The organism is Pseudarthrobacter sp. RHLT3-21 (genome assembly GCF_059383495.1).
Genome location: NZ_JBWZCI010000005.1, coordinates 1 through 26789, shown reverse-complemented (window position 1 = coordinate 26789; position 26789 = coordinate 1). Strand labels below are relative to the sequence as shown.

At 65.5% G+C, this 26789-nt stretch carries 26 protein-coding genes; 19 read left to right on the top strand and 7 right to left on the bottom strand.

Annotated elements, in window-relative coordinates:
• The first annotated feature begins 128 nt into the window (after window positions 1–128).
• The 3 genes from AC50YA_RS07250 to AC50YA_RS07240 all read left to right on the top strand — a co-directional run bounded on the left by AC50YA_RS07250 (window position 129) and on the right by AC50YA_RS07240 (window position 6153).
• On the top strand, window positions 129–1589 hold the full coding sequence (locus AC50YA_RS07250) for a DUF3375 family protein (RefSeq protein ID WP_494981636.1): 1461 nt from the start codon (window positions 129–131) through the stop codon (window positions 1587–1589).
• Between the two features lie 143 nt (window positions 1590–1732).
• Complete coding sequence (locus tag AC50YA_RS07245) at window positions 1733–2689, top strand: DUF4194 domain-containing protein (protein WP_494981839.1); 957 nt, start codon at window positions 1733–1735, stop codon at window positions 2687–2689.
• On the top strand, window positions 2686–6153 hold the full coding sequence (locus tag AC50YA_RS07240) for an ATP-binding protein (protein ID WP_494981635.1): 3468 nt from the start codon (window positions 2686–2688) through the stop codon (window positions 6151–6153). The genes AC50YA_RS07245 and AC50YA_RS07240 overlap by 4 nt, the downstream gene beginning before the upstream one ends.
• 106 nt (window positions 6154–6259) lie before the next feature.
• On the opposite strand, the gene AC50YA_RS07235 is transcribed toward AC50YA_RS07240, so the two are convergent.
• The gene (locus AC50YA_RS07235) at window positions 6260–6805 is read right to left on the bottom strand and encodes a TetR/AcrR family transcriptional regulator (protein WP_494981634.1); all 546 of its coding nucleotides are present in this window, start codon (window positions 6803–6805) and stop codon (window positions 6260–6262) included.
• The gene (locus AC50YA_RS07230) at window positions 6802–8772 is read right to left on the bottom strand and encodes an MFS transporter (protein WP_494981633.1); all 1971 of its coding nucleotides are present in this window, start codon (window positions 8770–8772) and stop codon (window positions 6802–6804) included. Before AC50YA_RS07230 ends, AC50YA_RS07235 begins: the two co-directional genes overlap by 4 nt.
• Before the next feature lie 210 nt (window positions 8773–8982).
• Between AC50YA_RS07230 and AC50YA_RS07225 the strand changes: the two genes are divergently transcribed.
• The 5 genes from AC50YA_RS07225 (at window position 8983) to AC50YA_RS07205 (ending at window position 14187) form a co-directional block, all read left to right on the top strand.
• On the top strand, window positions 8983–10074 hold the full coding sequence (locus tag AC50YA_RS07225) for an iron-siderophore ABC transporter substrate-binding protein (RefSeq protein WP_494981632.1): 1092 nt from the start codon (window positions 8983–8985) through the stop codon (window positions 10072–10074).
• A 10-nt stretch (window positions 10075–10084) separates the two neighbouring features.
• Window positions 10085–11206, top strand: coding sequence for a FecCD family ABC transporter permease (locus AC50YA_RS07220; RefSeq protein WP_494981631.1), 1122 nt, complete (start codon window positions 10085–10087; stop codon window positions 11204–11206).
• An 89-nt stretch (window positions 11207–11295) separates the two neighbouring features.
• Window positions 11296–12333 (top strand): FecCD family ABC transporter permease, encoded by a 1038-nt coding sequence (locus tag AC50YA_RS07215; RefSeq protein WP_494981838.1) that lies wholly within the window; start codon window positions 11296–11298, stop codon window positions 12331–12333.
• Window position 12334: 1 nt separating this feature from the next.
• Entirely contained in the window at window positions 12335–13150 is an 816-nt protein-coding gene (locus AC50YA_RS07210) for an ABC transporter ATP-binding protein (RefSeq protein ID WP_494981630.1), read from the top strand.
• A complete protein-coding gene (locus AC50YA_RS07205; RefSeq protein ID WP_494981629.1) occupies window positions 13147–14187 on the top strand; it encodes a siderophore-interacting protein in 1041 nt (346 codons plus the stop codon). The genes AC50YA_RS07210 and AC50YA_RS07205 overlap by 4 nt, the downstream gene beginning before the upstream one ends.
• A gap of 368 nt (window positions 14188–14555) precedes the next feature.
• Here the strand turns inward: AC50YA_RS07205 and AC50YA_RS07200 are convergent, their stop codons facing one another.
• Both AC50YA_RS07200 and AC50YA_RS07195 read right to left on the bottom strand, forming a co-directional pair.
• Window positions 14556–15233, bottom strand: coding sequence for a glycoside hydrolase family 16 protein (locus AC50YA_RS07200; RefSeq protein WP_494981628.1), 678 nt, complete (start codon window positions 15231–15233; stop codon window positions 14556–14558).
• Entirely contained in the window at window positions 15196–15471 is a 276-nt protein-coding gene (locus AC50YA_RS07195) for a hypothetical protein (RefSeq protein WP_494981627.1), read from the bottom strand. Before AC50YA_RS07195 ends, AC50YA_RS07200 begins: the two co-directional genes overlap by 38 nt.
• Before the next feature lie 552 nt (window positions 15472–16023).
• Here AC50YA_RS07195 and AC50YA_RS07190 point away from each other — a divergent pair.
• The 5 genes from AC50YA_RS07190 (at window position 16024) to AC50YA_RS07170 (ending at window position 21033) form a co-directional block, all read left to right on the top strand.
• Window positions 16024–16881 carry an SGNH/GDSL hydrolase family protein gene (locus tag AC50YA_RS07190; RefSeq protein WP_494981626.1) on the top strand — a complete coding sequence of 286 codons (858 nt, stop codon included), beginning with the start codon at window positions 16024–16026 and terminating at the stop codon, window positions 16879–16881.
• A gap of 229 nt (window positions 16882–17110) precedes the next feature.
• Window positions 17111–18202, top strand: coding sequence for an extracellular solute-binding protein (locus AC50YA_RS07185; protein ID WP_494981625.1), 1092 nt, complete (start codon window positions 17111–17113; stop codon window positions 18200–18202).
• Between the two features lies 1 nt (window position 18203).
• Complete coding sequence (locus AC50YA_RS07180; RefSeq protein WP_494981624.1) at window positions 18204–19088, top strand: ABC transporter permease; 885 nt, start codon at window positions 18204–18206, stop codon at window positions 19086–19088.
• Entirely contained in the window at window positions 19075–19902 is an 828-nt protein-coding gene (locus tag AC50YA_RS07175; RefSeq protein ID WP_494981623.1) for an ABC transporter permease, read from the top strand. The genes AC50YA_RS07180 and AC50YA_RS07175 overlap by 14 nt, the downstream gene beginning before the upstream one ends.
• Before the next feature lie 9 nt (window positions 19903–19911).
• Window positions 19912–21033, top strand: a complete 1122-nt coding sequence (locus tag AC50YA_RS07170; protein WP_494981622.1) for an ABC transporter ATP-binding protein — start codon at window positions 19912–19914, stop codon at window positions 21031–21033.
• 115 nt (window positions 21034–21148) lie between these two features.
• On the opposite strand, the gene AC50YA_RS07165 is transcribed toward AC50YA_RS07170, so the two are convergent.
• Window positions 21149–21436: a YciI family protein gene (locus AC50YA_RS07165; RefSeq protein ID WP_494981621.1), complete on the bottom strand. Its 288-nt coding sequence runs from the start codon at window positions 21434–21436 to the stop codon at window positions 21149–21151.
• A gap of 81 nt (window positions 21437–21517) precedes the next feature.
• Between AC50YA_RS07165 and AC50YA_RS07160 the strand changes: the two genes are divergently transcribed.
• From AC50YA_RS07160 to rpsN, 5 genes are all read left to right on the top strand, one after another.
• Window positions 21518–22009 (top strand): MarR family winged helix-turn-helix transcriptional regulator, encoded by a 492-nt coding sequence (locus tag AC50YA_RS07160; protein WP_494981620.1) that lies wholly within the window; start codon window positions 21518–21520, stop codon window positions 22007–22009.
• 59 nt (window positions 22010–22068) lie between these two features.
• Window positions 22069–22830: an SGNH/GDSL hydrolase family protein gene (locus AC50YA_RS07155; protein ID WP_494981619.1), complete on the top strand. Its 762-nt coding sequence runs from the start codon at window positions 22069–22071 to the stop codon at window positions 22828–22830.
• Window positions 22831–23083: 253 nt separating this feature from the next.
• A complete protein-coding gene (rpmB, locus tag AC50YA_RS07150) occupies window positions 23084–23320 on the top strand; it encodes a 50S ribosomal protein L28 (protein WP_056342125.1) in 237 nt (78 codons plus the stop codon).
• The gene (rpmG, locus tag AC50YA_RS07145) at window positions 23320–23487 is read left to right on the top strand and encodes a 50S ribosomal protein L33 (protein ID WP_013602737.1); all 168 of its coding nucleotides are present in this window, start codon (window positions 23320–23322) and stop codon (window positions 23485–23487) included. The genes rpmB and rpmG overlap by 1 nt, the downstream gene beginning before the upstream one ends.
• A gap of 4 nt (window positions 23488–23491) precedes the next feature.
• Entirely contained in the window at window positions 23492–23797 is a 306-nt protein-coding gene (gene rpsN, locus AC50YA_RS07140) for a 30S ribosomal protein S14 (protein WP_026266887.1), read from the top strand.
• 848 nt (window positions 23798–24645) lie between these two features.
• On the opposite strand, the gene AC50YA_RS07135 is transcribed toward rpsN, so the two are convergent.
• Window positions 24646–25206 (bottom strand): dihydrofolate reductase family protein, encoded by a 561-nt coding sequence (locus tag AC50YA_RS07135; protein ID WP_494981618.1) that lies wholly within the window; start codon window positions 25204–25206, stop codon window positions 24646–24648.
• A 118-nt stretch (window positions 25207–25324) separates the two neighbouring features.
• On the opposite strand from AC50YA_RS07135, the gene AC50YA_RS07130 reads away from it, so the two are divergent.
• Window positions 25325–25762, top strand: coding sequence for a VOC family protein (locus AC50YA_RS07130; RefSeq protein WP_494981837.1), 438 nt, complete (start codon window positions 25325–25327; stop codon window positions 25760–25762).
• An 811-nt stretch (window positions 25763–26573) separates the two neighbouring features.
• Here the strand turns inward: AC50YA_RS07130 and AC50YA_RS07125 are convergent.
• Window positions 26574–26789: hypothetical protein (locus AC50YA_RS07125; protein WP_494981617.1), on the bottom strand; the 216-nt coding region annotated here is incomplete at its 5' end.

Sequence of the window (26789 nt, the reverse complement as noted above, 5' to 3'; positions counted from 1 at the left end):
GGGACGTAGGTCACGGAGCGGTCGCGGGATCCTCACCTTTAGGGGCGGAGGGTCTGCGTTAACCTTGTAGTTGGCAGTTTTCGCGATCCGCGCTGCCCAACCATCCCCCAGCAGCTGAAGGAGAGCGCGTGCCCCGCTCCGCCAGGTCATCCGCTGACGCGATCAGTGCCCGGCTCCGGGACCTCGAACTCCTCACCAAGGGACCCGCATGGGCCCTGACACGCTCGGCGCCGTGGGTGATCGCGGTGCTCCAGGCATCCTTTACCCGTACACGTCCGCAGCTTCCGCTCGAGGAGTTCCACGCCGACGTCGACTCCTTCCTTGATCAGCTCCGGCGCCAGGAGCCCGGGCTGGGTGGCGCCGCCATCGGAACGTCGTCCGGCAGGAACTATGCGGACGAGTGGACGCGCAAGCATTTCCTGACCCGCCGCAACCAGTCGGGGCAGATCGTTTATGAGGTCACGGAGCCGGCCGCCCGCGTGCTCGCCTTCCTGGACAGCCTCTCCAGCGAACGTTCCACGCTGAACGGGTCCCGGCTGGGCACCCTCCTGGGCGACGTGGAGAAGCTGGCCAATGAGACCAATCCGGACCAGAGCGCCCGGCTGGAATCCCTGGAGGACGAGATCGGGGAACGGCAGCAGCTGATCCAGGACATCAGCTCCGGCGACTTTGACGGCCTGCTGGACGACGACGAAGCCCTGGAAGCCGCCGGTAACATCCTTGACCTCGCCGCCAGCCTGCCCGCCGACTACAAAAAGATGCGCGACCGCATCGAGGAACTCGTGGGCGAACTGCGCAACCAGATCATCGAGGAGTCGCTCAGCAAGGGCGCCACCATGGCGCAGGTGCTCGACGCGGACAAGCGGCTGCGGCAGAGCCCCGAGGGCAGGACCTTCCGCTCCTTCACCGCGTTCCTGGAAGACCCGCAGCAGCAGGTCCGGTTCCGTTCGGCCATCGGCGAAGTCCTCAGCCGGCAGTTTGCCGACGACCTTTCGCCGGAGGACCGCGAAACGCTCAAGAACCTGGTGGCCGAGCTCCGCCACCAGCACAGCCAGATCCAGCGGATCTACGGCAAGCTCAGCGAAAGCCTGAACACATACGTCCAGAGCGACGACTTCCGCCAGTCCGTCCGCCTCCGGAAGGTGCTGCGCGAGGCCGAGCAAGCCATCAGGTCCTTGCCGTATGAACGCGAACGGCCGGGCCTGGTCCGCGGTCCGGTGCTGTTCAACGCCGGGTTCGAATCGCTGGCCATGGTCAAGCTCTACGACCCGGACGAGTTCGCCGTCCCGCCCAAGCTGGCTGACCCCATCGCCTTCAGCGACTCCGACCGCGTGCGCTCGCCGAGAACGGGCAAAGCACGCCCCGACGCCATCCGGGCCGCCGTGGCCGGCGCGTCCACCCTGGCCGAGGCCTGGGTCCAGCTGCCGCCGGAGGAGCAGCACATCAACTCCGTCCGCGCACTCCTCTCGCACGCCCTCCAGGAGGGTGCGGCCTTTGACCGCGACGCCTGGGATGGCCTGGACTACGAACAGATCGACGGCACCACCCGCACGGCGTACCTGCCGGTGGTCACCCTCAAGAAGGATTGACGATGACTGAAGTTTCAAGCGACACGAGTGCAGCACCAGATGCCGCCCAGGGAGTGGCATCTAAGGGACTGGACGAGGGCCCCGATGCGAGCTTGCGAGAATCGGGAAGTACGGTCCCGCTGTCGGAGCCGCGCGCTGAGCTGATCGAAGATCAGCTTCGCGGCGAAGGGGCGGGGGCGGCATCTGGTGCTGAACGACCCTTCAGCGTCACGCCCCGCGACACGTTTGTGGATGGCGCGGCACTGTTTCCCGGCGACACGGGCGTTCTCTCGATGAAGGTGCGCCAGGCGCTGGTCAAGCTGCTCAAGGGTCCGTACGTTGACGGCGGCCGCGACGAGAAGCTATGGACCATGCTGCTGGACAACCAGATCATCCTGCGAAGCCGCCTGTCCGAGCTGTTTCTGACCCTGCAACTGGACCACGAACGCAAGATCGCCGTCCTGCGCCCGGTGGATCCTGAGGCCATCGGCGGCAGCAGCCGCTCCAGCATCCTGCGCCAACAGCGTGCCCTGAGCCGGGTGGAGACCATCGTGCTGCTCCGCCTGCGGATGCTGCTGGACCGCCACGTCACGGCCCAGACCGATGCCACGATCACCCGCGAGGAAATCGCTGACCTTGTGGCCCACTACCAGCCCGCCGGCCAGCAGGACGCGCTGCGCGATTCCGACGTGGTCACCCGTGCCATCACCAAGCTCTTGGCCCGCCAACTGCTCCTCACCACGGGCCTGGACGATGTTTACACCATCTCCAACGCCCTCCCGCTGGCCCTCCCCTTCGAAAACATCGGCGACATCCCCACCCAAATCGACGCGCTGGTAGCCGCCACCACAGACCCAACAGGCACAGAAGCACTAATAGAACTCGACAGCGAGAATCCCCTCCGCACAGACGACGACACTGAGGATGACGATTCGGTGACTGACAGCAGCGACGACACCGGGGACATGCGGCAGCATGCGTCTCAGCTGGGCCCACGCGGACAGGGTTCCCTGGCCGAGCTTGCGAGGCAAGGGAGTCCGCGGGGCGGAACGAGCGAGCATGCAGAGCATGTGTCCGGTGGCGGCGCGATAGGCGACCACGAAGAAGGGAACGAAAAGTGAGCATCGCAACCATGCTGCCGATGGGCGACCTCACGAATCCCGGCCAGATGCGCCTTGCTTTGGTGCAGGTGGTCAACTGGGGCACATTCCATGGGGCGCACACGATGCACGTGGACCGCAACGGAACCCTGCTGACGGGCAACTCGGGCGTGGGCAAGTCCACGCTGTTTGATGCCATGCTGCGCGTGTTTGATGCCCGGCCGCGCTCCAACGAGGCCGCGGCCCAGCGTGCCGGCGGTGCCGTGGAGGACAAGCGGACCACGTTCACCTACATGCGCGGCAAGGTGGGCGACAAGGCCGTGGGCGAAGGCTCGGCCAGTGCGTTCCAGCGCCCCGGTGCCACGTGGTCCGCCGTCGCCCTGACGTTCGATAACGCCGCGGGCACGCGCATCACGGTGTCCGCCCTGTTCGACCTACCCAAAAACGGCACGGAGTCCAGCGTCGGGCGTTTCTACCTGATCGACAGCAAGCCGCTGGACCTGCCGGCCATCGAGGACATCGCGGAAAAGCGCTTCACCAAAGCTGCGCTGGAGACGATCTTCCCGGACGCGCAGATCTTCGATGTCCACAAGGCCTTCGCGGAGCGTTTCCGCCGCCTCCTTGGCATCAGCTCGGACCAGGCCCTGCCCCTGCTGCGCGTGATCCAGGCCGGCAAGGGCCTGGGCGGCAGCGTCAATACGTTCTTCCGCGACCAGGTCCTGGATGCCCCCGCCACCCTCGCCGCGGCGGACGACGTGGTGGAGGAATTCAGCAACCTCATGTCCATCCGGCAGCGGCTGGAGGACGTGCGGCAGCAGCGCGACCAGCTGGCCCCCGTGCCCGGGCTGAACAAGGAATATGCTCAGTCGCTCCTGGACGCGAACCGGCTGCGGGAGCTGTCGGGGGAGGAGTTCGAAGCCTACAAGCAGCAGCTCGCCGTCACGGTGCACCAGAAGACACTGGCCCGGTTCAAGGACCTGGCCCAGGCGAAGGCCAAGGAGCTGGGCGCGGAACGCTCGGTCCGTGACGGGCTGGCCAAGGATCTGCGCCAACTGGAGACCGATTACAACAGCCAGGGCGGCAACGCGATCTCCGCGATCGAGCAGTCGCTGGACAACGCCAAGGTGGGTCTGCGGCTGCGCGAGCAGGTGGAGGAAGCGGCCCGCAAGGCGCTGTCCGACGCCGGCCTGCAGCTGGAGTGGACCGCTGAGGGGTGGGAACAGGCCCACGAGCAGGCTGCCGCCAGGTCGGCTGAGCTCAAGGATGACTCGAAGGCCCTTCAGGAGCTTCGTTTCGAAGCGTTCGACGGCCACGCCACCAAAAAGCGTGAGCTGGCGGCAGCCCAGCAGGAGCTGCTGTCGCTGAAGACGCGCAAGTCCCTGCTGCCGCCGTCGAGCATTGAAAACCGGGCGGCAATCGCCGCTGCCACGGGTGTTCCTGAGGACCGGATGCCGTTCGGCGGCGAGCTGATGGACCTCGCCGAGGGGGCGGAACGGTGGCGGCCGGCCGCGGAGCGCGCCCTCCGGAACCTCGCCACCACGTTGTTGGTCCCCGGCGAACATTTCGCCGCGGTGACCCGCTACCTGAACGACAACAAGGTACGCGGTGCCCTGCGGGCGGTGGACGTGTCCAAGCCGCTCGCGGGCGGCGCCCTCGCCGTGGAGGACGCGCGCGACGGCGACCTGCTCACCAAGCTGGACATCCTCGCCAGCGGAGCGGTGGCGGAGGCCGGGGAATGGATCCGGGAGCGGATCGCCCTCGATTTCGCCTACCCGTGCGTCGAGGACCCCAACGAACTGGCCACCCTGGACAAGGGCCTGAGCCTGGGCGGTGTGGTCAAACGCAACCGGCACACGGTAGAGAAGGACGACCGTTTCACCAGCCGCCAGGACTACGTGCTCGGCTTCGACAACGCCGCCAAGCTGGAACTCGTGGCCGCCCAGGTGGAGGACCTGCAGCAGGAACTCGCCAAGGCCGCCGAGCTGGCCCAGAACCGTGAAGAGTCCCACCAGGGCATGAGCCGGCAGCTCGATGCCCTCCGCCGGATCGCGGAGGACCACCGGCCCTGGGAACAGGTCTCCGCTGCCGTCGCCGCCGATGAACTCGCCAGGATTGAACAGCGGCTCAAGGATGCCCTCGCAGCCCAGGCCGACCTGGAACCGCTGCGGGCCAACATCGAAACCGCGCGGCAGAAACACCAGGCCAGCACCGAAGCCGCAGCCGTCCTGCAGAGCGAATACAAGGCACTCGACCGGCAGCTGAGCACCGCCGATTCGCTGCTGGAAGCCGCGCGTGCCCGCCTGGAGCAGGCGCCGCCGTCGGACGTTACCGTCACCGCGCTGGAACCGTACTTCATCGATTTCGGCGACGTCAGCGAGATGCATGAGCTGGACAACCTGGCCAACCGCGTCCGGACGGCGCTGCTCGGGGAGCTGCACGCCGCCGAGACGCGCGGGCAGGCGACCTCCGAGCGGCTGACCCGGATCTTCGAGGGTTTTGTGCGTGAGTGGGGCTCCGCGATCTCCGCGGACCACGGCACCTCCATCGGCGCGGCAGGGGAGTTCGAGGGCCGCTACCACGCCATCATCAGCGACGGCCTGCCCGCCCAGGAGTCCGAGTTCCGGCAGTTCTTCAACCAGCGCACGCATGAATCGTTCAGCACGCTGTTGCACCTGCTGGACGAGGAGCGGCGGTCCATCACCAGCCGCATCCTGCCACTTAACGGCATCCTGTCCGAGGTTAACTTCCACGAGGGCAGCTTCCTGGAACTGGACATCAAGCAGACCCTGCCGGCCACGGCCAAGCAGTTCAAGGACGCCATCCAGAACGCGCTGAAGGCCCGGCACGCGCGTCCTGCCCGTGCGGGTTCGGGCCCGGAAACCGGGGGAGGCGACGACGCCGAGCTCACCGCCCGGTACAAGACCCTCGAAACGCTCGTCAAGCGGCTCGGCTCGCCCACGCCGGAGGACCGGCGCTGGCGTGCCGAAGTGCTGGATGTCCGCGGGCACCTGTTCATCCAGTGCAAGGAGCACCGGGAGGTGGCCGGGCCGGCGTCGGGCAAGAAGGGCGGCGGCAAGCGGACGGACGTTTACATGCATGCTGACACCGGCTCCATGTCCGGCGGCGAGCGGCAGCGCTTCACGGCGTTCATCATGGCCGCGGCCCTGAGCTATCAGCTGGGCATCGCCGAGCAGGGGTTTACCACGTACGGCACCGTGATGATGGATGAGGCGTTTGTGCTGGCCTCGGAGGAGTTCGCCGGCGCCGGGATCAAGGCGCTGCACGAGTTCGGATTCCAGCTGCTGCTGGCCGCTCCGGAGAACGTGATCGACCTGTCCCGGCACCTGGGCTCCGTGACGGAGATCCTGCGGGACAAGCGCACCAACCGCTCCGGCGTGCTCACCGCCCCGGTGATCCGGCCCCGGCCCGGCGCACAAGGTCAGTGGCGGTCCGAGGCGAACCCCGTGGACATCGTGCTCCGCTGACCCGGACGCTCTCTCACTTCCTGCACGTTTTTTACGAACGCTCTCTCACTTGCCTCAAGACGTAGAGGGAGCGTTCGGGTTTTTGCTGCAGGAGCTGAGAGAGCGTCTACTCGGCAGCCGTGCAGGCGTCGATCTGGGCCTGGACGATTGCGCCGTAGTGTCCCACCAGCTCGTCAAATTCCCAGCCGTCGAAGAGGCCCAGCGTGCGGACGGTCTCGCCGAAGCCGGTCATCAGGGCCACCACGGTGGAGGCGAACCGGCGCTCCGGCGTGGTGTCCCCGACGAGCCGGGCGGTGGTGGCGAGGTAGCGTTCGCGGATGTCTGTCCGGGCAGCCTCGGGGTCGGGGGAGTCCAGCACGGCGAGCGGGATGGTGGCCCACGGCTCCTGCGTTCCGCGTTCCCGGCGCATCAACACGCGGAACACCAGGGCCCTGCCGAGTTCCGACGTCGGGACCTGCAGTTCGGCGAGCTGCGACTCGTCGGGCCGGACCGCAGCATAGAGCTTTTCCTTGGAGACGAAGAGTTTCATGACCAGGGCCGCCGAAACACCTGCGTCTGCGGCGATGTCCCGCACCGTCACGGCGCGGTAGCCGCGTTCCCCGAAAAGGCGTCCGGCGGAGCCGAGGATCGCGTCATGGCTGGGGCCGCTCACGCGCCCACGCGCTCTCCGGACTTTTCCTCCACAGATGGCGCGGCGAAATCCAGGGTCATGGAGCGGTTGTCGATCGCGAGCTTCTTAGCCACAGCCCCGTGGGTCACTGGGTGAAGCATGGTCACGACGTAGCGGCCGGCGACGGGCAGCGGAAAGGCGTACCCGCCGTCGTCGTCCGTCCGGGTGGTGGCCACATGCTCGCCGCTGGCCTGTATCAGCGTCACCATGGCGCTGGCCACAGGCTCCCCGCCGGCGCTGACCGAGCCGCTGAGCTCCAAGCGGTCCCGGAGGAGGAAATTCTGCTGGAGGGTGCGGCCGTCGAAGTCAAATACTTCGGCCATGGGTGCCCAGCCGCCGGCATTGGCCACCATCAGGTACCTCCCCGCGCCGGGCAGCGCCACCGAGTAGTTGCCTTCAGCGTCTACCCGGCTCCAGTCCACCGGCTCGCCGTCGGTCTGCAGAACGGTGACGACGGCGGGGGTGAGGGGGCGGTGGTCCGGGGCCAGGACGCGGCCCTGTACCACCAGTTCGGTGGCGGCGACGGCGGGCGTCGGCGGGCGGTGCGCAGCAGCGGCGCGCGGGATGAAAAGGGCCGCCAGCATCGAGGCTGCCGCTGCCAGCGCGGCCAGCCAGAATACGTCCTTGAAAGCATCGAACGACGGAAGCTGTACGGCCCCGACCGTCATGCTGACTGAGGTGAGGACTGCGGCAACCGCGGCGCTCGACGTCGAGGTGCCGATGGACCGGACCAGGCTGTTCAGCCCGTTGGCCGAAGCGGTCTCGGTGATCGGCACCACGCCCATGATCAGTGTGGGCATGGCGGCGTAGGCGATGGCCGTGCCCACGCTGACCACGGTTGAACCGATGATGACCCACGCGATGGAGTCGTAGAAGAAGACGCGGCTCACGTAGCCCACAATCATCACGATGGCGCCGGCGATCAGCGCAGACTTGCCGCCGAAGAGGCGGATGATGCGTCCGGAAACAGGCGCGAAAATCACCATGGCTAGCCCGGAGGGGACCATGCACAGCCCTGCGGTGATGACGTTCAGCCCGAAACCGTAGCCCGTGGCTGTAGGCAGCTGGAGCTGCTGGGTGGTAAGGAGCATGTTGGCGAACATGGCGAAGCCGATGAGCAGGGAGGCCACGTTGGTCATGAGTACCGGTCTGCGGCCCGATGTCCGCAGGTCAACCATCGGCTGGCTGACTTTCAGCTCATACGGGACCCAAGCGGCCAGGAGTATTGCGGCTGTGAGGAACAGCAGCAGAACCGGCTCCGAGTCCCAGCCCCAGGCGCCGCCCTTGGAGATCGCCAGCAGCAGGGCAGCCAGGGCTGCGGAGAGCACCAGCGCTCCCGCGTAGTCGAAGCGCCCGGGCGTGCGGACCTTGGATTCCGGGACCACCAGGGCCACAGCAACAAGCAGCAGTGCGCCGGCGCCAGCGGACACCCAGAAGATCGAGGCCCACCCCAGGCTCTCGTACAGCACTCCGGCCAGGGGCAGGCCCATGGCGCTGCCGATTCCCAGGGTGGCGCTCATCAAGGCAACCGCGGAGCCCATCTTCTCCTTGGGCAGCTCATCTCGCATGATGCTGATGCCCACCGGAATCAGTGCCGAAGCGAAGCCCTGGAGCGTCCTACCGATGACCAGCCACAGGAAGGAACCGCCGACCGCGGCGATGACCGAACCGGCCACCATGATCGCCAGGCAAACCACCATCATCTTGCGTTTGCCGTACATGTCCGCGCTGCGCGACACGATGGGCGTTGCCACGGCGCTGGCTAGCAGGGTGGCAGTCACCAGCCAGGAGGCGTCGTCGGCAGTGATACCCAGGATCCGGGGGAAGTCCGGAAGGAGCGGCACCACCAGTGTTTGCATGAGGGCCACCACCGTGCCGCTAAGGGCCAGGACGGCGGTGATGGCGGACGGGGACGGGGCCCGGTAGGTGTTGGCGTTGGAACGCGTCATCAGGTGCTTTCAAGTGTGGGCTGGGGAGGGGGTTCGTGCGGTGAACGCGCGTTTACCCCCTTAAGAGTGAACCACTGTTCACCCCCTGCCGGCAATGACCTGATGCTATTTGATGCGTCACATTATCAATTACGCAATACAAAGCTTTTCTAATTATGAGCAGGCTAGGCTACCCTTACTTAGGTTCGCTTCATTCACCTAAGGAGTTCCGTGACTTCCCCCCTCTTCTCCGGCCCGAGCGCCACCCGCCGCACGCTGTTCAAGTCAGCCGGCAAGGCAACGGCAGTTCTGGCCGCCGCGGCGCTCACCCTGTCCGCCTGCTCCACCGGCCCCGCGTCCTCCACCTCGGACGCCAGCGCTTCCAGCTCCAGCAGCTCGCAGTTCCCGGTCACGATCAAGCACGCCTTCGGTGAGACCACCATCAAGGACCAGCCCAAGCGCGTGGTCACCGTTTCCTGGGTCAACGACGACGTTTCCCTCGCCCTCGGCGTGGTCCCGGTGGGCGTCCCCAAGAACGAATGGGGCGGCAATGAGCAGGGCTCCACCCCGTGGAAGGACGCAGCGCTGAAAGAACTCGGCGCCGGCTTCGGTTCCGACAAGGCCCCGGTCCAGTTCTCCGAGGCCGACGGCATCAACTTCACCGAGATCGCCAAGCTCACCCCTGACGTCATCCTGGCCGCCTACTCCGGCCTGACCGAAGAGGACTACAAGAAGCTCAACGAGATCGCGCCGGTGGTGGCCCACCCCGAGGTTGCCTACGGAACCTCATGGCAGGATGCAACCTCCATCATCGGCAAGGCGCTGGGCAAGGAGGCTGAGGCCACCAAGCTCATCGCCGAGACTGAGGCCACGGTCAAGGCAGAAGCTGCCAAGTACCCGCAGATCGCCGGCAAGAGCTTCATCTACGGTTACACCGATCCCGCAGATCTCACGGCCACGGGCTTGTACACCGCCAATGACAACCGTCCGAAGTTCCTGTCAGCCATCGGGATGAAGCTGGCCCCGGTCGCCGAGAAGGCCTCCGCCGGCTCCAAGGACTTCTTCGTGCCGTGGTCCGCCGAGAAGGCCAACGAACTTGAGGCCGATATCTTCCTGAGCTCGGTCGAGGATGCCGCGACCGCTGCGGCCGTCAAGAGCGACCCCCTGCTGGGCCAGATTCCGGCCATCAAGAACGGCGCGTTCGTTGCAGATGCGGACAAGAGCCTGGTCCTGGCAATCTCCGCCTCCTCGCCGCTGAGCCTGCCGTGGGCGCTGGACACGTTCCTCCCGCAGCTCGCCACCGCCGCGGATGCAGTGAAGTAAGCACCGTTCCATGACGGAAAGTACGACGACGGCACCCGCCGGACAGCGCGAACGGACACTTGGGACCCCGATCGGGTCGCAACGAGGGCCTCAAGTGTCCGTTCGCGCCGGTCGATTGGCTAGCGCCGGCGGAAAGGCCAGAACCAGGCAGGCTGCCTGGCTGCTGGCCGCCGTCGTCGTACTTTCTTTGTTAGCCGCCGCGTCCCTGGCCATCGGCGCCCGGGGCCTTTCCCTAGCCACCGTCTGGCAGGCGCTCACCCAGTTCGACGCCGCCAACGGGGACCACGCCGTGGTCCACGCGCGCATCCCCCGCACCGTCCTGGGAATACTCGCCGGCGGTGCCCTGGGCCTGGCCGGCGCCGCCATGCAGGGCGTTGCCCGCAACCCGCTGGCAGATCCGGGCATCATGGGCGTCAACGCCGGGGCCGCGCTGGCCGTGGTCACCGGCATCTACCTTTTCGGCGTCACGTCCCTGAGCGGCTACATCTGGTTCGCGTTCATCGGCGCCGGAGCCGCCGCCGTCGTGGTTTACTTCGTTGCGTCCATGGGCAGCGACGGTGCGACGCCGGTCAAGCTCGCCCTCGCCGGAGCCGCGCTCAGCGCCGGGCTCTATTCCCTGATGAGCGTCATTCTCGTCTCCAGCCAGGACACCCTGGACCGCTTCCGTTTCTGGCAGGTGGGCGGAATCTCCGGCCGCGACTGGGCAGTGGTGCTCCCGGGCCTCCCATTCCTGGCCGCTGGGGCACTTATTGTTCTTGGCACAGGCCGCATCCTCAACAGCCTGGCGTTGGGTGATGACGTCGCCCGCGGCCTCGGCCAGCGTGTGGGCCTGGCCCGCGGCGTCACCGCCCTGGGCATCGTGCTGCTGTGCGGCTCAGCGACGGCATTGGCAGGGCCCATCGGCTTTGTTGGCCTGGTCATTCCGCACGCCGTCCGGTCACTCACCGGCCCCGACTACCGCTGGATCCTGCCGTTCTCCCTGGTCCTCGCTCCGGCACTTTTGCTCGGCGCGGACATTATCGGCCGTATAGTGCTGCTGCCCGGCGAGGTTCCGGCCGGGATCATGACTGCACTCGTTGGAGCGCCGGTCTTCGTCTGGCTCATCCGCCGCGGAAAGGCGGCCGGACTGTGACCACCTCCACCTCCACGGGGGGCGAACTGGCAGATAACGCCCTCAAAACCGCGAAAACAGGGGATTATCTGCGAGTTCGCGCGCCCCTGATGCGCCGGACCCTCCTGAACCGGACCGCCGCCCTGGCCCTCGGCGTCGTGGTCATGTTCTCGGTGTACGTGCTCCTGGGCAGCTACACCGTGACTATCCCGGACTTTTTCAAGATCCTCATCGGGCACCTGACCGGCGGCGAGAAAATCCCTGGCGCAAGCTTCATTGTCATGGAGAACAAGCTGCCCCGGGCCGTCATCGGCGTGATGATCGGTGCCGCGTTCGGCCTCTCGGGCGGCCTGTTCCAGACCATGCTCCGCAACCCGCTGGCCAGTCCGGACGTGATCGGCATCAGTTACGGTGCAAGCGCGGCCGCGGTCACCGCCATCGTGATCTTCGGCGCCACCGGTCCCGCCGTGTCCGGAGCGGCACTCGGCGGCGCGCTGGGCATCGCAGCGCTGATCTACGCCATTTCCCGCGGACCGTCATTGGGCTCAGGCGGCGGCAACCGGGGGAACGCCGCGGGCAACCGGCTGATTCTGGCCGGTGTGGGCATCGCCGCCGCCCTGCATGCGGTGGTCAACTTCATGATGACCCGCGCGGACATCCGCACGGCAGCCGACGCACTCGTCTGGCTCAACGGCTCCCTCAACTCCGCCAACTGGGACCGGGCGGGCATGCTCTCACTGGCGCTGCTGGTCCTGGTCCCCGCCGTCATCGCCCTTGCCGGGCCGCTGCGCATTCTGGAACTCGGCGACGACGCCGCGGCCGGGCTGGGCATCCGCGTCGGGTTCACCCGCCTCGCCGTGGTGGTCACCGCCGTCGCACTCGCCGCGGTGGCGACCGCAGCTGCCGGGCCGGTCTCGTTCGTCGCCTTCCTGGCCGGCCCGATCGCCCGGCGCTTCACCCTCAAAGCCAGCCTCCCGGCGTCGGCCCTGGTGGGTGCGCTGATTGTCCTCACCGCCGACTACGTCGCGGCCAACCTCGCCCCCTTGCTGCTGGACGGCACCGTGCTGCCCGTCGGCGTTATCACCGGCGCGCTCGGTGCCCCGTTCCTGCTGTGGCTTCTGGTCACGGCCAACCGAAAGGATGCCTGACATGGCCGTTCTTAGCGCCCAGGACCTCACCCTCAAATACGACCAGCGCTGCGTGGTGGACGGCCTCACGGCGGATATCCCCGAGGGCAAAGTGACCATGATTGTGGGCGCCAACGCCTGCGGCAAGTCCACGCTCCTCCGCGGACTGTCCCGCCTTCTCAAACCGGCAGCCGGCGTGGTCACGCTGGACGGCAAGGACATCCACGCCCGCCCGGCCCGTGAACTGGCGCGCACGCTGGGGCTCCTCCCGCAGCACCCCACCGCGCCGGACGGCATCGCCGTCCGCGACCTTGTGGGACGGGGACGGTATCCGCACCAGGGCTTCTTCCGCAGCTGGAGCACCGAGGACGACGCCGCCGTGCAGCGCGCGCTTGAAGCGACAGAAACGCTGGAACTCGCTGAGCGGAACGTCGATGAACTGTCCGGCGGCCAGCGCCAGCGCGTCTGGATCGCCATGGCGCTTGCCCAGGAAACCGACGTGCTCCTGCTGGACGAACCCACCACTTACCTGGATCTGGCGCACCAGGTGGAGGTCCTGGACCTGGTCACGGATCTGAACCGCAAGCGCGGCACCACCGTGGCCATCGTCCTGCACGACCTGAACCTGGCGGCACGCTACGCGGACCACGTCATCGCCATGAAGGGCGGTGCCGTGGTTGCCCTGGGTGACCCCATAACTGTTGTCACCGAAAAGCTGGTCCGTGACGTCTTCGGCCTTGAGTCCCGGGTGATTCCCGACCCCGTCTCGGGCACGCCCCTGATTATCCCCATCGGCCGCCACCACACCACCGCAACCGAACTGGAGCTCGTTTCATGAAGACCCGCGACATCGCCGCCACCGAGCCCATGACCCTGGCTTTCGAGGTGACCGTTTCCTCGGTGCAGGAGCTGAGCCCCAACTTCCGCCGGATCACCTTCGGTGGCTACTCGCTGCGGGACTTTGGCGTTCACGGCGACACCATGGACCTGCGGATCAAACTGATGATCCCGTCCCTGGCGTCCGACGGCACGAAGCTGCCCTTGCCGGTCTTCGAGATGGAGCAGGCCGGCTGGTACCGGGAGTGGCTCGCCATGGATCCGGCTGTCCGCGGCTCCATGCGCACCTACACTGTGCGCCGGTCGCGGCTGGATTCGGTGTACCCGGAAATCGACGTTGATTTTGTGATGCACTTCGACGACCATGGCAACGGCGGGCCGGCCGCCAATTGGGCGCTGAACGCAAAGCCGGGCGATGCGATCACCATCATCGGCCCCAACAACCGGGCCGCACACTGCGTGACCGCGGAGATCTACTCCGGCATCGAATGGCGGCCGGGCATGGCCCAGCGCGTCCTCCTTGGCGGCGACGAAACCGCCATCCCCGCGATCTCCGCCATCCTCGAAAGCCTTCCCGCGTACATGACCGGCCACGCTTTCCTTGAGGTGCCGGAGGCGGGTGACTTCCTGGATCTCAAGACGCCCGCCGACGTCGAGATCACCTGGCTTGCCCGCGGCGCGGCCATCGGCCGCTCCCGCCCGCACGGGGAGATGCTCCAGGAAGCCGTCCGCCTGGCCGTTCCGGTGCCGGGCTGGGTGGCTATCAAAGCGTCCGACGCCGGCGCGGGACCCGAGCCAGAGGACGTCAACGTGGATGTGGACATCCTCTGGGAGACCCCTGCGCGGATGGACACCGCGGCGATCGGTGCCACCAAGAACCCGGACATGCCTGCAGGCGCCATGCCTTTCTACGCCTGGATCGCCGGTGAAGCAGCCGCCATCAAGGACATGCGGCGGTACCTGGTGCGGGACGTGGGGATCGACCGGAAGCAGGTTGCGTTCATGGGGTATTGGCGCCAGGGCAAGGCCGAGGTCTAGGCGAGCGCAGGAACGCGCCTAGGGTTGAAGGCGCCTAGCAGGAGTGGAAGAGTTTGCCCATCCCGCCGAGGCGCAGCACGCCAAACTCCGGCTCGGTACGCCTCAACAGCTCAAATACAGCGAGAAACGAATCCTTCTGGTCCTTCCTCTACCACCGGGACCTTGATGAATCATCACCTTAACGAACCACGGTCGTTGCCACTCCCGAAAGTCAGGGTGTTGCAACGACCGCTGGAACTCGCCAGGGTGCGAGTGGGTCTTTCTCATTCACTTCGTTGCCGCTCAGAGACTTGCGGCACCCCGCGAGTCGGTCCCGCGGCTAATCCAACCGTTCCGCGGCGAGCCCTAGGCCGGAAAGGGCTGTCTTATCAGTAGACGCGGACCCAATCGACCTGCATCTGCGAGGGCTTGGTAGCCGAGCCGTCCGGGAACCAATCCAGCTGCAATGTCTGTTTCATGGCGACCGAGGGCTGGTGCGCCGGGTTCGTGTCAGTGAAGGTCTTTACCCCGTCGACGTATCCGGTGATGGCGGCCGGGGTCCACTCCACCGCGTAGTTGTGCCACTGTGTGCTATCGAGGGGCGTCGCCGTCGTGGTCTGGAAATCCGCTCCACCACAGGCGTAGTGCAGGAAGAACCGCATCAGGTTGGTGGCTGTGCTGCCCTCGGCATAATCGACCTCGGCACAGTTCGGGGCAGCGTTGTTGTTGAGGATCAGGACCGGGTGGTATTTCGGGTCGCGTGCATTGGTTTTCATGCGGGTTTCCCAGCGACCATACTTTTGTTGCGCGAACTTTGCCGACATGCCGCCCGTGGTGCCGGCTGCGTCTCCGCTAACGGTGGCCACGCCGTTGGCAACCGACCAAGCCTGGGGACTGCGCAGGCCTTTGCCTGCATGCCCTGCACCATTATAGACACTCCATTTTGTCCGGTCCGGTGCGCCGGTGTTGGAGAATTCGTCGCCCGTCAGGACCGGGCCCCAACCGAAGGCGGTAGCTGCCTGCGCACCGTCACCCGTCGTGGCGAGAGTCTGGCTGGCTGCGGGCACCACCGTCGCCGTCGCCGGGGCCGCGGCAGGCGCGGGCGTCGGCGCCGAGGTGACGGCTGTCGCCGGGGTTGCCGCCGCCGAAGCGGGGGTCTGGCCGCTGCTCGAAGCCGGGGGCGCCGGAGATGCGGCGGCTGAAGACGCCGTGGCTGCGGTAGTTGGGGCTGGAGTGGCAGGTGCGGACGCGCGGCCAGCCGAGGATGGGGCAGACGCCCCATTGGTCGTAGGGGCTAGGCCGCATCCTGTCAGGGACAAAGCACCCATGGTCATTACGATGGCTATTTTCTTGAACAAGATACCTCCGGGCTTAGGACTGGAAGAAACGACTGATGCACCTGAGACGATGACGGGTGCGGAAAGCATCCTTCGGCCCCTTGGTAGGGCCGGAGCTAGCAGGCGCCGAAGGGGCGCATCGGGGGTCCAGTGTTCGGGCGCCCGGGGCCCTGCATTGGGGCCAGCCGCCAACGTTACCTGATCGTGACCTTCGGTCGCAAAATGTGACAAAGGCTGAGCAGCTGCTGATGATCAGACCGATCTGGCCCCGATTCGTGGACTCCGCCTGTAGCTGTTGCCTGCGGCCAGCCATGTACTGCCACTATCTGGAAACCCAGCCAAACCGGCGCAACTTGGGGGATTCGGCCCAAGCCAGCGGCGGCGGCTTGATGGACACACCTTGCACCCGGCCCTGGTTCGCAAACGCTCCCTCGCACTCTGCCTCTAGATCTCAACCCTTCTACACATCCTGTTGCTGTCCGTTTACCTTGGCGTTTCTTTGGGCGGTTACTTTCAGTGGATGGGTTCTAATCCTTTACTTTCGGACCGTGAGGGCCGGCGGGTATTCGTTGCTTTGGGGGATTCGTTTACCGAGGGTGTGGGGGACCGCGATGAACGGCTGCCCAACGGAGTCCGGGGCTGGGCGGACCGGGTGGCGGAGAAGCTGGCCAAGGCTGACCCCGGCTGGAGATACGCCAACCTGGCCATCCGGAGCAAGCGGCTCCGGCATGTCATCAACGAACAGCTGGAACCTGCGCTGGCAATGAAGCCCACGCTCGTCACCCTGTACGCCGGCGGGAATGACATCCTGGACCTCGGCACGGACATGGCCGCCCTGATGGCCGACTACGAAAACCTGGTGGCCAGGCTCGCCGGAACCGGAGCAACTGTCGTCCTGTTCACGGGCTTCGATGTCAAAGTTTCGGCCGTGCTGGAGCCGCTAAAGAAGCGCAACGCCAGCTACAACCAGCGCGTGCGTGACATTGCGGCGAAATACGGTGCTGTGCTGGTGGACTACTGGTGCCTGGACGCGTTCCATGACCGGCGGATGTGGGATTCTGACCGCCTGCACATGTCCAAAGCGGGCCACAAGTACCTCGCGGGGCGGGTCCTGGACCAGCTCGGCGTGCCGCACAAGATCCGACCGAAGGAATGGGATCCCCCCGTCAGGCTCAGCCTGCGGGAGTGGGAAAGGCACCAACGGCGCTGGGTACATGACTGGGTCCTACCGCTTTTCGGCCGGAAGATCAGGGGCGTCACCCTGGGAGACGCCCTCCGCCCGCGCTGGCCAGAGCCCGTCAAGGTGCCCCGGAAGGGCGGGCTGAAGAGACTCATGGACTCGGACGCCACCGCTCAGAAGACCCGCCCGAATGATTAGCTCGTAAACAACTGTTGACTTGTGGGCAACATCACAGTTAGTGTTGCCCCACTGACGACGACTCAATCCGTCAGCGCAAGTCCGCTCAACGCAGAGGGGACCGTCCGGGGCGTGAACCGCCGCCGTTGGTGTCCTGGCGTGAACGTGGAATCCCCAACCTGCTCCCTCCGGCACACGGCGTCCTTTGGCGTGCGCCGGGCGGGCCACAGCCTTGAGAGGCACCACCGCGATGACTGAAAATTCCCTTCACTTTGACCGCCGGAAACTCCTGAAAGCCGCAGCACTCACGCCGTTCGCCGGCCTGGCGTTGTCCGGCTGCGGGGCCAAACCGGCCGGCAGCGCGGCAGCCAACAAGACCGTCACGGTCACGTCCTACGGCGGCTCCTACAACGACCAGCTGACCCAGACCATTCTGGACCCGTTCTCCAAACAGTCGGGGATACAAACCACGCTGCTGGCCAACACCAGCCTGGCCGCGCTCAAGGCCCAGGTGCAGTCCGGGGACGTGCAGTGGGACCTCGTGGAAATCACTGCCCCGGAATACGAAACGGCCGTGGCAGAAGGCCTCCTGGAGCCGTTCGACTACGACATCATCAGCGACAAGGGCCTGCCCGGCTACGCCAAAGCGGAGTACGGCATCAAGTACCTGAGCTTCCTGTTCGTGATGGCCTGGGACCAGAAGGCCATCCCCGATGCGCAGGCGCCCAAGGACTGGGCGCAGTTCTTCGACCAGGGCAAGTACGACACCAAGCGCTCGGTCTACAACCAGCTCTCTGACAGCTCCGTCCTGGAGGCCGCACTCCTGGCCGATGGCGTGCCGTTCGACCAGATCTACCCGCTCGACGTCGACCGCGCCCTGCGCGTGCTGGGCCACCACCCCGGCAAGGACCGCCTGCTCTACCACGCGGCCAACCAGGAGCCCATCCAGCAGCTCACCTCGGGCGAGGTCTCGCTGTCCACGAGCTTCAACAACCGCATCAACGCGGCCCGCAACGACGGTGCCAAGCTGAACTTCAGCGCGGAAAACGCCGTCCTCGCCGGCGACTACTTCGTGGTGCCGAAGGGGGCCAAGAACAAGGAAGCCGCCTTCAAGCTGATGAACTTCATGTCCAACGATGCCGAGGCGGGAGCCGCCTTCGACAAGGTCACCAACCTGACTCTGGCCAACACTCCGGCGCTGTCCAAGCTGCCCAAGGAAATCGCAGACACCCTGCCCACCAGCCCGCGCCTGGCCGACAAGATCCTGGTCCGTGACGACAAGTGGTGGTCCGAGAACCTGAAGAAGACCGAGCAGCAGTTCAAGCTGTGGCAGGCCAGCTGAGATGAGCAACGCAACCTTGCAACGGGCGCGTCCGGAGGGGCGCACCTCGGCGCCGGAGCAGGAGAAACCCCGACGGCGGCGCACCGGCTGGTGGCTGCTGCTCACACCGATCCTGGCCTTTGACGTCCTGCTGTTCCTCAGCCCGCTGGGCAAACTGGTGGGCTCAAGCTTCACCGGCAACGCCTACCAGCGGGTCCTCGAAGACCCGCTGGTGATCCGCTCGCTGGTGAACACCCTGAGCATCAGCCTGGCTTCCACCATCGTTACCGTGGTCCTCGGCTACGTGATTGCCCTGGTGCTGTGGCATTCAGGCACGGTGACACGCGTGATCCTGTTCGCCGTGGTACTCCTGCCGTTCTGGACAGGCATCCTGGTGAAGAACTTCGCGTGGGCCGTACTCCTGCAGGACAACGGCATCGTGAACTCCTTCCTCCAGGCGGTGGGCCTCACAGATGCTCCCATCGAACTATTGCACAACCGCCTGGCCGTGATCATCGGCATGGTGCACTGCTTGCTCCCGTACGCGGTGTTCCCGATCTTCTCGTCGCTGACCTCCATCGATGACCGGCTGGCCCTGGCGGCTCGGTCGCTCGGAGCCAAGGAAGCCTCGATCTTCCGCCGGATCACTCTGCCGCTCAGTACGCCCGGCATCTCCGCGGCAGGCCTGTTGGTGTTCATCATCAGCACCGGCTTCTTCATCACTCCGGTGGTCATGGGCGGACCCGGGGACATGATGATCGCCAACCAGATCGACTACTACGCACGCCAGCTGACGGACTTCTCCGGAGCCGCGGCCCTGGCCGTGATCCTGACGGTGCTGGTCAGCATCCTCGTTGCCATCTACCAGCGCGTGCTCAAGGCGGGAGGCCAACATGCAGACAACTAATCCCCGGCAGCGCCTGCTGACGCTGCTTTCCATCCCGGTGTTCCTGTTCCTGGTGGTCCCGACGGCGATCGTGGTGCCTGTTGCGCTCAACGACAGCCGCTACATCACGTTCCCCCCCGAAGGGATCTCGTTCGCGGCCGTCGCCGGCTTCTTCGCTGACAAGGCCTGGACCTCGGCCCTGACGGCCAGCCTCCAATCGGCAGCGATCGCCGTCGTGATCGGTGTCCTTCTCGGCGCGATGGCGGCCATCGGCCTGCACGGGCGCAAGTTCCCCGGGCAGCAGGCTGTCGTGGGGCTGATCCTGGCGCCGATGATCGTCCCCACCGTGGTGCTGGCGCTGGCGTTCTACCAGTTCTTCATCTCGCTCGGTGTGCTGGGCAGCATCCTCCCCATTGGCCTGGCCCATGCCGTGATTGCCACCCCGTACGTGTATCTAACCACCCGCGCCAGCCTCGCTGGACTGAACCCGGCGCTGGTTCGTTCGGCACAGAGCCTGGGCGCCGGATGGCTATCCGTGTTCCGGCACGTCTACCTGCCGGTCATCCTGCCCGGCCTGGTTTCCGGGGCACTGTTCGCCTTCTCGGTCTCCATCGACGAGACCGTGATGTCACTTTTCATGCAGACGCCCAGCGCCACCACCCTGCCCGTGAAGATGTTCACGGACATCCAGTTCAACCTGACCCCCAAGATCGCCGTGTCCTCGGCACTGCTGGTCACCGTGGCCACCCTGGGGCTCCTGTTCCAGGTCATGTTCGTTCTCAAACGGCGCTCCACCGCCAGGATGCTGCCGCTGGCCGTGTCCGCACCAAACTAAGGAAGGCCCATGACTACTTCAGTGATTTCCGCAGCGGCAAACACCCGGACGACGGCGTCCGCGCAAGGTTCGATTGAACTCCGGCAGGTCTGCAAGACGTACGGCGATGTGGTTGCCGTCGACGAGCTGGACCTGGTGGTGGAACCCGGCGAATTCGTCACCCTGCTGGGACCCAGCGGATCCGGCAAGACCACCACCATGATGATGGTGGCGGGCTTCGAGGAGCACACCTCCGGGAGCGTTCTGATCGACGGGAAGCCCGTGGATGCGCTCCCGCCCCGGGACCGGAACCTCGGCGTCGTATTCCAGAACTACGCCCTCTTCCCGCACATGACCGCCCGCGAAAATGTGGAGTTCGCGCTCCGGATGCGCAAAGTGCCCAAGGCCGAACGGCGTCAACGCGCCGAAACCGCGCTGGAACGCGTGGGCCTGGGCAAGATGGGCGACCGCAAGCCTCGCCAGCTCTCCGGCGGGCAGCAGCAGCGCGTGGCCCTGGCCCGCGCGCTGGTGTTCAACCCGGCCGCGCTGCTCCTGGACGAGCCCATGGCCGCCTTGGACAAGCGGCTCCGCGAACACATGCAGGAAGAGATCAAGACGCTGCAGAAAAGCCTGGGCATCTCCGTCCTTTTCGTCACGCACGACCAGGACGAGGCCATGGCCATGTCCGACCGGATCGTGGTTATGAAGGATGGCAGGATCGTCCAGTCGGGCCCGCCCGAGGAGGTCTACAACCACCCGCTCACGGACTGGGTGGCCAGCTTCCTGGGCGACACCAACCTGATCCCCTGCACCGTCCTGGAACGCAAGGACGGAGAGGCGCTGGTTGACCTCGGCGGCCTGGGCCTGGGAAGGGTTCGCGACCGCGGCGTCACCGGCGAGAAATACGCCGTGTCCATCCGTCCCGAACACCTCAAGTTCAGCTCCGAGGCAAGCGCGGACAACTGCGGCCTGGCAACGCTGGTGTCCTCGACCAACCTGGGCGCCACGGTGCGCCACAGGCTGACGGCCGGCGGCCACGAGCTGCAGGTGCGCGAACTCAGTTCGGACGCGTCGGGTCGCCCCACGTCCGGCGCGGAGCTGTTCGTCGCCTGGGAGCCGGACAAAGCGCAGCTCCTGGTTCTGGAGCAGTAGGTCCTCCCGGGGGACTGCCGGGGATACCGGGCAGTTCCCCGGAGCCTGCGCCCACCGGCCCGGAGGCCAGAGCCGCCGCGGGAGGGCGTGCTCCCAGGAAAGATGCCGAGAAGGCCTACGTGTCCAGCAGGTTTTCGAAGCCCGGGGCCACCCTGTTGGCCGCGAATTCCATGATTTCGAACTCAGCCACGCCGTTGACGTAAAACGGGTCCCTGGCCAGGCTCGCCTCCAACGTTGGACGGTCCGCCCTGGACAGCAGCAGCCCGCCCGTCCGGGGTACCTTGCGTCCGGCGGCGACAAAAACGCCGTCGTCAAAGGCCTTCTTCAGCCATTCAACGTGGCCGTTCAAATGGAAGTCCACAATGTCTTCGGGCACCTTGTAGGTCAGCGACACAACATACATAGGGTCAGCCTACTCGGATGGGTCCACGGAGCGGGTGCGTCACTTGAACTCTCAACCGCGCTCTGCTTCTAGAATGTACGCATGACCGAACCGCGCTGGCTCAACGCCGACGAACGCCGTGCCTGGCTGGCGCTCCTGAGCATCAACACGATGCTGCCGGCTGCCCTGGACAACCAGCTCCACAACGCCGGCAAGGTGTCCCTGTTCGATTACAACGTCATGGCAATGCTGTCCGAAGCTGAGGGCCGCTTCCTGCCGATGAGCCAACTGGCCGCCCGCACCAGTTCGTCCCTGTCCCGGCTTTCGCACGTGGTTGCCAAACTGGAGAAGCGCGGATGGCTGGAGCGGCGTCCGCACCCCCGCGATGCCCGTGTCACCACCGCACACCTGTCCGACGTCGGCATGGCCACTTTGGAGGCGCTCGCACCCGGGCACGTGGAGGCAGTCCGTACCAAGTTCCTGGACGCCCTGACGGAACGCGACGTCCACGATCTGGCACGCATCGGCGAAAAGATCGTGGCCCGGCTGGACGGTGGCCACTGGATCCTCCGGGACACCGAAAACCGGCCCTAAGCCGCCGCCCTGGCACGCCCGTCTTGGTTGCTCTCGGCAACAGATGAAAGACTGACGCCATGGACTTTTCGACCCGGTACGTAGCGCTCGGCGACTCCTTCACGGAGGGGGTTGGGGATGACGATCCCGGCCGCCCCAACGGTGTGCGCGGCTGGGCGGACCGCGTAGCGGAGCAGCTGGGCGCGGCGGATCCCGGCTTCGGCTACGCCAATCTGGCCATCCGCGGCAGGAAGCTCCGCCAGATCATGGCAGAGCAGGTGGACGCCGCCGTCGACCTTAACCCCACCCTGGTGACCATTTACGCAGGTGCCAACGACATTCTGCGGCCCAGGATCGACATCGACGATCTGCTGGCGGAGTACGACGCCGGCATCCGCAAGCTGGCGGCGACCGGCGCCACCGTGGTGATGTTCACCGGCTTCGACGCGCGCGGCTCCAAGGTTTTCAGCACCATGCGCGGCCGCACCGCCATCTACAACGAACTGGTCCGCGGCATTGCCGGGGACCACGGAGCCTTGCTGGTGGATTACTGGCGCTTCAACGAGTACTACGACTGGGGCATGTGGGCCAAAGATCGGATGCACATGTCCGCCGCCGGGCACGCCAACATGGCCAAACGGGTCCTCACCGTCTTGGAGCACGACCACTCGATCGAAGTCCCGCCCATGACTCCGGTGCCCGAGCTGAACCGGGCGGAGGCCATCCGCGCCAACGCCCGCTGGGTCCGCGAATTCGCCGGCCCGTGGGTGGTCCGCCGCGTCACCGGCAAGTCCTCGGGCGACGGCCTGGCCCCCAAGTACGCCCAGCTCACCCGCCCCTGAAGCAACGCGCCCTTATACACCGTCCGAGCCCGGATTGGCCTTTAATTGCATGAACTCGTAGACTTGGTAAGCGCTAAGTGCGCGGAGCGTGCGCAATTGCTCCGGTGGCCCGGTAATTTTCTCCAGGGTAGCCGGTAGTTAGGGGCTCAAGTTGCGTGACTAACCGTTCACCCTGATCACTTTGGGTCGCACTTAGCCGCATGATCCTGCAGCAGATATGCGGATCATTACATTCAATTCTTGAGGAGAAGTCATGGCAGCACACTGCCAAGTGACCGGAGCCGAGCCGGGCTTTGGGCACAGCATTTCGCACTCGCACCGTCGCAACAAGCGTCGGTTCGATCCGAACATTCAGAAGAAGCGCTACTGGGTTCCGTCCCTGCGCCGTAACGTCACGCTGCAGCTTTCTGCAAAGGGCATCAAGACCATCGACGTGCGCGGCATCGACGTAGTCGTCGCCGCCATCCTTGCTCGGGGAGTGAAGCTCTAATGGCTAAGGACAAGGACGTACGTCCGATCATCAAGCTCAAGTCGACTGCGGGCACGGGTTACACCTACGTGACGCGGAAGAACCGTCGTAACGACCCGGACCGTATGGTTCTGAAGAAGTACGATCCCAAGATCCGTCAGCACGTCGAATTCCGAGAGGAGCGCTAAACACATGGCTAAGAAGTCAATGATCGCAAAGAACGAACAGCGTAAAGTCATCGTTGAGCGTTACGCTGCAAAGCGCCTCGAACTGAAGAAGGCTCTGGTTGACCCCAACTCGACCGACGAAGTTCGCGAAGCAGCACGCCTCGGCCTGCAGAAGCTTCCCCGCAACGCGTCGCCCGTCCGTCTGCGTAACCGCGACATCATCGACGGCCGTCCCCGCGGTACCTTCCAGAAGTTCGGTATCTCCCGTGTTCGCTTCCGCGACATGGCTCACCGTGGTGAGCTCCCGGGCATCACCAAGTCTTCCTGGTAATTCAGTACCGCTGATTCCAGCTGCTTGAGAAGGGCCGGCAACCGTTTGGTTGCCGGCCCTTCTGCATTTAAGGCCTCCGGGGATCGAGCCTCCTCTGGTGATCGAGCCCCCCGGGTGGTCGAGCTTGTCAAGATCCGCACGCGGCGTCGGCGGTTGTGGTGCAGCACACAGAAGTCACGTACGACGGCGGCGCCCGGTTTTGGCTGCCGATGCCGGTTTTGGGCCCGGAACGACGCGGATCCTGANTGTGGGAGAGTAGGTCACCGCCGGAACATCATTACGGTTGAGAGCCTCCAAACACACTGTTTGGAGGCTCTCCCACTTTAACCACCCACACCAAAACACACCCCGAACACCCACCACCAAAGCCCGGCCCCACCCACACCACCCGCAGTGAACTCCAACACACTCCCGCACATCAGGCCCAACTTCGCGTGCAAGTAGATTGCCTCATGTTCCCGGTTGAGTCCGGTCGCAGACCAGGAAGAAACGTCTTGGACGCCGCCATTGTTGGTGCCTGTGAGCGAGCTCATCCATGGCTGATATGGCCTTTGGCCATCTGCGTTCCTGTGCGCGGGGCTGGTGTGATTCGGTCAATGCTGCGTCGTAGTTCTCGGGCACGGGTCAGCGGCTTCGATACGGTGGACATCCCAGGTTATGCGGTCGCCGACCATGCCGACTGAGACCTCGGTGTCCTGATTTCCCGGCGGAGTTCCGCCTACCGGCACCGCACCTTTCCAGTGCCAGTACCTTCGGAAGGACTGCGACTCCCCGTCCGGGGGTGAGGTCCTCTGCCGCGTCCTGGACCTTCCAGGAAGAGTCGACGATGCGGACTTTCCGCTTAGTTCTTAATTTCGTAGCGCAGGAGTACCACTCCGTTTTCGAACGAGGTGGCCTCGAGCAGCAACAGGTCCTGCCAACCCTTCGAAAATGCGCTTTCCCTTGCCGCGTGACGCCGGGCAGACCAGCATCCGGACTTCGTCGACGATGCCGGCGTCCAGCAGGAAGTGCATGAGCTTCAAGCTCCCCCACAGCCAGAGGTCCTTGCCGCTCTGCTCCTTGAGCTCCCGGATGGTTGCGACCGGGTCGGGCGTCACGGTCGCGGCGGGAAAGTCGCCCCAGGGGGCGTCATCCAGCTTCGACGAGGCGACGAACTTGGCGAGGTTGTTGAGCTTCTCGCCGTACTCGCCCTGTTCATCGGCGTACGGCCAGTAGTCCTTGTTCTGCTGGTAGGTATTCGCGCCGAGGATCATCGTGTCGACAGAGTCGATGAACCCCATCACACTCGCCTTGAACGCACTGGTGTCCGTTTCGGCAAAGGGCTCCCCTGACACGAAGCTGAGCCCGCCGTCCTCCTCCGCGGCGATGTTGTCGACGGTAACCCACTGCTGGACTACGAGTTTTCGCATGGCGCCGACTGTAGTAGCCCGCTGGCGGGCGGTCAACGCGCCCCATCTCGTAGCGCAGGTCCCGGCCGGCGCGGTGTTCGCCGACGGCAAGAATCCTCGGTCCCCTACACTGTGTGGCATGACGATCTACCGGATGGATCACGTCGGCGTTGTGGTCGAGGATCTCGCGGCTGCTATTGCGTTCTTCGTCGAACTTGGCCTGGAACTGGAGGGCGAGGCAGCAGTCGAGGGCGAATGGGTGGACCAGCTCGTCGGGCTGGACGGCGTCCGGGCGGACATCGCCGTCGTACGGACCCCGGACGGCCACGGCCGGGTCGAGCTGTCGACGTTCCATACGCCGGTGGCCATCAGCATTGCGCCGAGGGCGCCGATGAACACCCCGGGCATCCCTCGCCTCACGTTCGTCGTCGACGCCGTTGAGGGCGTTTTGGACCGCCTGCGCGCCCACGGCGCTGAACTCGTGGGCGAGGTGGCGCTGTACGGGGACATCTACCGGTACTGCTACGTTCGCGGCCCCGCCGGCATCATCATCGGGCTGGTCGAGGAGCTCCGCTGAAGGGCACTCCGAGCACCGGCATCGGCATCGGCATCACCGCGTGCCGGCCCCCGCTCCGTAGCCAACGACGCCCGGCCGCGACGAGCGCGCAGCCCTGCCGACCGCCGGCTGCTTTGGATCCGGCCAGTGGGGGTGGTATCGACCGCGGCGGTAGAGCGCGCTTACGGTGAACCACTCGTCTCCGAAGCTCGGGACTCGTGACTGAGGCGACACGGAATGGGATGCCCGGGAAGCGTGGTTTTGCTTGGTTATTCAATCAACCTGGTACTGCTGCGGCCCACTGGCAGGGGACGATCCTGGCCTCCACTACCGCTGTGGCCGGCGCCCACAGCAGTCCTCCCGAACCTGCACGCAAACCAACGCGTCGTGGCATCCGTGCAGATGTTGATGGACAGCAGTGCTCAGCGTCCCTACGGGGCAGGAACTGAGGCGAATGGGTCGGCGAATGCCTGTAGACAGCGGGCAGCCGCTGGCTAAGATCACCAGCACACGTGCAGGCGCACTGTAGGGCAAAACTACAACAAGGCAGAGAGCCCGACCTGCCACCGGAAAGGCCACAGCCTTCGCCTTCCCGGCTGCTGGCTGATCCCCGCTTGGTGTGATCCAGCCAACAGAAACCCATTCTGGCCGATTACTGCACAGGGACCCCGGTGAGCCCCTCAGATTCCCCGCCACGACGCGGATCCTGGGGGCATAGGACCCTGTGTGGGGGTGGATTTGCGGTGGGGGTTGGGTGGGTGTATTGTTTTCTAAGTCGCCGCGAGGGGAACAGCGAAGAGCTGGTTACCGCGGGCGGCCAAACCCCCCGAATTCAAGACCATATGTTGGTTGTTCTTTTGAGCGCCTCGGTTTGGTGGGGGATGTGTTTTCTGCTGGTGCGGGTCCTGGAATATGGATTTGCATCGGGGCGGGAAACCGGGTAACTTTGAAAAGTTGCTCCGGAGCGATCCACGGCCGATTGAATGGTTGTGGTGGTGCCGGGTGTGTCTGTTGTTTGAGAACTCAATAGTGTGCCAAGTTTGTTGAT

Bases quoted from the DNA above. Each gene is read 5' to 3' on its own strand.
- AC50YA_RS07230 (WP_494981633.1), bottom strand. From the start codon at position 8,772: ATGACGCGTTCCAACGCCAACACCTACCGGGCCCCGTCCCCGTCCGCC.
- AC50YA_RS07220 (WP_494981631.1), top strand. From the start codon at position 10,085: ATGACGGAAAGTACGACGACGGCACCCGCCGGACAGCGCGAACGGACA.
- AC50YA_RS07215 (WP_494981838.1), top strand. From the start codon at position 11,296: ATGCGCCGGACCCTCCTGAACCGGACCGCCGCCCTGGCCCTCGGCGTC.
- AC50YA_RS07210 (WP_494981630.1), top strand. From the start codon at position 12,335: ATGGCCGTTCTTAGCGCCCAGGACCTCACCCTCAAATACGACCAGCGC.
- AC50YA_RS07205 (WP_494981629.1), top strand. From the start codon at position 13,147: ATGAAGACCCGCGACATCGCCGCCACCGAGCCCATGACCCTGGCTTTC.
- AC50YA_RS07195 (WP_494981627.1), bottom strand. From the start codon at position 15,471: ATGCGGCCTAGCCCCTACGACCAATGGGGCGTCTGCCCCATCCTCGGC.
- AC50YA_RS07190 (WP_494981626.1), top strand. From the start codon at position 16,024: ATGGGTTCTAATCCTTTACTTTCGGACCGTGAGGGCCGGCGGGTATTC.
- AC50YA_RS07185 (WP_494981625.1), top strand. From the start codon at position 17,111: ATGACTGAAAATTCCCTTCACTTTGACCGCCGGAAACTCCTGAAAGCC.
- AC50YA_RS07180 (WP_494981624.1), top strand. From the start codon at position 18,204: ATGAGCAACGCAACCTTGCAACGGGCGCGTCCGGAGGGGCGCACCTCG.
- AC50YA_RS07175 (WP_494981623.1), top strand. From the start codon at position 19,075: ATGCAGACAACTAATCCCCGGCAGCGCCTGCTGACGCTGCTTTCCATC.
- AC50YA_RS07170 (WP_494981622.1), top strand. From the start codon at position 19,912: ATGACTACTTCAGTGATTTCCGCAGCGGCAAACACCCGGACGACGGCG.
- AC50YA_RS07165 (WP_494981621.1), bottom strand. From the start codon at position 21,436: ATGTATGTTGTGTCGCTGACCTACAAGGTGCCCGAAGACATTGTGGAC.
- AC50YA_RS07160 (WP_494981620.1), top strand. From the start codon at position 21,518: ATGACCGAACCGCGCTGGCTCAACGCCGACGAACGCCGTGCCTGGCTG.
- AC50YA_RS07155 (WP_494981619.1), top strand. From the start codon at position 22,069: ATGGACTTTTCGACCCGGTACGTAGCGCTCGGCGACTCCTTCACGGAG.
- rpmB (WP_056342125.1), top strand. From the start codon at position 23,084: ATGGCAGCACACTGCCAAGTGACCGGAGCCGAGCCGGGCTTTGGGCAC.
- rpmG (WP_013602737.1), top strand. From the start codon at position 23,320: ATGGCTAAGGACAAGGACGTACGTCCGATCATCAAGCTCAAGTCGACT.
- rpsN (WP_026266887.1), top strand. From the start codon at position 23,492: ATGGCTAAGAAGTCAATGATCGCAAAGAACGAACAGCGTAAAGTCATC.
- AC50YA_RS07135 (WP_494981618.1), bottom strand. From the start codon at position 25,206: ATGCGAAAACTCGTAGTCCAGCAGTGGGTTACCGTCGACAACATCGCC.
- AC50YA_RS07130 (WP_494981837.1), top strand. From the start codon at position 25,325: ATGACGATCTACCGGATGGATCACGTCGGCGTTGTGGTCGAGGATCTC.